Raw genomic sequence first — 3082 nt, forward strand, 5'->3', positions numbered from 1 at the left:
ATTTTAAGTAGTATGGGACGAAGTGGCGGAGGTGGTTTTGGTGGTTCATCTGGAGGAGGTTTCTCTGGTGGCGGAGGTTTTGGTGGTGGTTTTGGTGGCGGAGGATTCTCTGGTGGCGGAAGTAGCGGAAGTTGGTAGCAGTAATAAAAAAATAGATCATTATATATAAAAAAAAGTCCCAATTTCTTGGGACTTTTTTTATTATTTCTCTCTAATGTAAATATCAATCGGAACACCTTCAAAATCCCAATTCTCACGAATTTTGTTTTCTAGAAAACGCTTGTAAGCATCTTTTACATATTGAGGCAAGTTGGCAAAAAACACAAATTGTGGTGTTGGTGTTGGCAATTGCATACAATATTTAATTTTCACAAACTTCCCTTTCAAGGCTGGCGGCGGATGATTTTCGATGATTTTCAACATATAATCGTTAAATTTTGAAGTCGAAATACGCTGTTGTCTATTTTCATAAACCTGAACAGTCGCTTCCAATGCTTTTAGCAAACGTTGTTTTGTAAGTGCCGACACAAAAAGAATTGGCACATCGACAAACGGCATGAGTTCTGCACGAATTTTAGCTTCATAATCACGAGTTGACATGGTATCTTTTTCGACCAAATCCCATTTATTTACTAAGATAACAACACCCTTTCTGTTTTTTTCAGCCAACCAAAATATACTTTGATCTTGCCCTTCAAAACCACGAGTAGCATCGATAATTAGGATACAAACATCAGCATGTTCAATAGCACGAACAGAACGCATTACCGAATAAAATTCTAAATCTTCTTTTACTTTAGCTTTACGACGGATTCCAGCAGTATCGACTAAGTTAAATTCAAATCCAAAACGGTCGTATTTAGTATCAATCGAATCACGAGTAGTTCCAGCAATATCGGTAACCATAAATCTTTCTTTACCAATTAAGGCATTGATAAAACTAGATTTTCCAGCATTAGGACGACCTACTACTGCAAAACGAGGCAATACAATTTCCTCTTGTGTTGGTAATGGTTTTACAGGAAATGCATCAATAAGAGCATCAAGTAAATCTCCTGTTCCACTTCCTGATATACTCGCAAAAGTATAATATTCGCCTAATCCTAGGTTATAAAACTCCACAGCATCTTTTTCACGCATCGCGTTATCAACCTTATTTACGGCAAGTAAAACTGGTTTTGTTACTTTACGCAACATTTTAGCAACCGCGTCATCCATAGGAGTAATTCCTTCTTCAACATCGACAACAAAAATAATTACATCACTTTCGTCAATCGCTAATTCGACTTGTTTGCGGATTTCTCCCTCAAAAACGTCGTCAGATCCGCGAATATATCCGCCGGTATCAATCACAGAAAACTCTTTTCCGTTCCATTCGCTTTTACCGTAGTTTCTATCTCTGGTAACTCCAGAAACCGAATCTACAATAGCTTCTCTTCTTTGTATCAGCCTATTAAAAAGGGTTGATTTCCCTACATTAGGTCTTCCTACTATCGCAACAATGTTATTCATATTTCTAATTTTAGATTGCAGATTTTAGAGTTTAGATTTCAGAAAAACTGAATCATTAGGCTCTTAAAATCAAACAATAAGGTATTTTTAATTTTTTGCAAAGGTAGTCAAAAAAGCGACTAAGTTGCTAAGTAACTAAGATACTAAGTTTTTATAGTATTTTTTAGGAGCTATTTCCTGCTATTCGTTACAATCTTTTTCTCTTGTTCTCGATACTCCTCGCAAAAAAGCGAGGAACTCGAACTGATGAGAAAAAGGATTTCCACTGCTATCAGGGCTAGATCAACAATCAATTTATATTCATGATTTTTCAAATCTGAAATCTAAAGTCCGAAATCTAAAATCTATTGATTATAACCAAAACGCTTCAACATATTTGTGTTACTTCTCCAGTTTTTATTCACTTTTACATACAATTCGATATGTATTTGTTTACCAAAAAATTTCTCTAAATCGGCACGAGACTCTACTCCTACTCTTTTCAGAGCTTCACCTTTATGACCTATTATGATACCTTTTTGAGTTTCACGTTCTACCATAATTAGGGAACGAATTCGGATAATATTATCGTCTTCAAAAAATTCTTCAGTTACGATTTCTACTGCATACGGAATTTCTTTACTATAATGTAGCAAGATTTTCTCGCGAATAGTTTCGTTCACAAAAAATCTTTCAGGCTTATCCGTCAGCTGATCTTTAGGATAATAAGCTGGCGATTCTGGTAATAATTTTATGATTCGGTCAAAAACTTCTGGCACATTAAAATTCTGTAATGCCGAAATCGGAAAAATTTCTGCATTAGGAACTTTAGCAGTCCAAAAAGCCACTTGCTCTTCTAGTTGTTCTTGATTCGAAGTATCTATTTTATTTAAAAGTAATAAAACAGGAATTTTTGCATTGATGATTTTATTAAAAAAAGCTTCATCTTTCAAGTCTTGTTCACCAATTTCGACCATATAAATCAAAACATCTGCATCTTCGAAAGCTGATTTTACAAAATTCATCATCGATTCCTGCATTTCGTATGCTGGTTTGATAATTCCTGGCGTATCAGACAAGATCATCTGAAAATCTTCTCCATTTACAATTCCAAGAATTCTATGACGTGTTGTTTGTGCTTTTGATGTAATAATTGATAATCGTTCCCCAACAAAGGCATTCATTAACGTCGATTTCCCAACGTTTGGATTTCCTATGATGTTTACAAAACCTGCTTTATGTGACATTTATATTGTATTTTATTTTGCAAAGGTAGTCATATCAAGTGAATAGTCGCAACAAAAAGAAATCTTAATTACATAAGTACTATTACATTAGGTATTGAAAATTAATCTAAATTATTAAAAATCAAGTAAATAGAAAAAATATAAAGTTTTTTACTATTTTTGTTGCACGAATGAAAATTGGTTGTATATTTGCACTCGAAACAACGCGGGATAGAGCAGTAGGCAGCTCGTCGGGCTCATAACCCGAAGGTCACAGGTTCGAGTCCTGTTCCCGCTACTACCTAAAAAGAGAATCATTTTGATTCTCTTTTTTTATGCGCATATTCCAGGACGAGAAGTTTATC

The 3082-nt window shown here is 34.8% G+C and carries 2 protein-coding genes and 1 tRNA gene; 1 reads left to right on the forward strand and 2 read right to left on the reverse strand.

Annotation, left to right across the window (positions count from 1 at the left end; translation table 11 throughout):
• Positions 1-201 precede the first annotated feature (201 nt).
• The gene (der, locus tag ACH2BG_RS09340) at positions 202-1512 is read right to left on the reverse strand and encodes a ribosome biogenesis GTPase Der (RefSeq protein ID WP_395047425.1); all 1311 of its coding nucleotides are present in this window, start codon (positions 1510-1512) and stop codon (positions 202-204) included.
• Between the two features lie 344 nt (positions 1513-1856).
• On the reverse strand, positions 1857-2738 hold the full coding sequence (era, locus tag ACH2BG_RS09345) for a GTPase Era (RefSeq protein WP_395047426.1): 882 nt from the start codon (positions 2736-2738) through the stop codon (positions 1857-1859).
• Between the two features lie 204 nt (positions 2739-2942).
• On the opposite strand from era, the gene ACH2BG_RS09350 reads away from it, so the two are divergent.
• Positions 2943-3015: transfer RNA gene (locus tag ACH2BG_RS09350), tRNA-Met, on the forward strand.
• The last annotated feature ends 67 nt before the right edge of the window (positions 3016-3082 follow it).

The organism is Flavobacterium sp., from assembly GCF_043779715.1.
Lineage (GTDB): Bacteria > Bacteroidota > Bacteroidia > Flavobacteriales > Flavobacteriaceae > Flavobacterium.

Coding starts and splice junctions, on each gene's coding strand:
- era (WP_395047426.1), bottom strand. CDS start 2,738: ATGTCACATAAAGCAGGTTTTGTAAACATCATAGGAAATCCAAACGTT.
- der (WP_395047425.1), bottom strand. CDS start 1,512: ATGAATAACATTGTTGCGATAGTAGGAAGACCTAATGTAGGGAAATCA.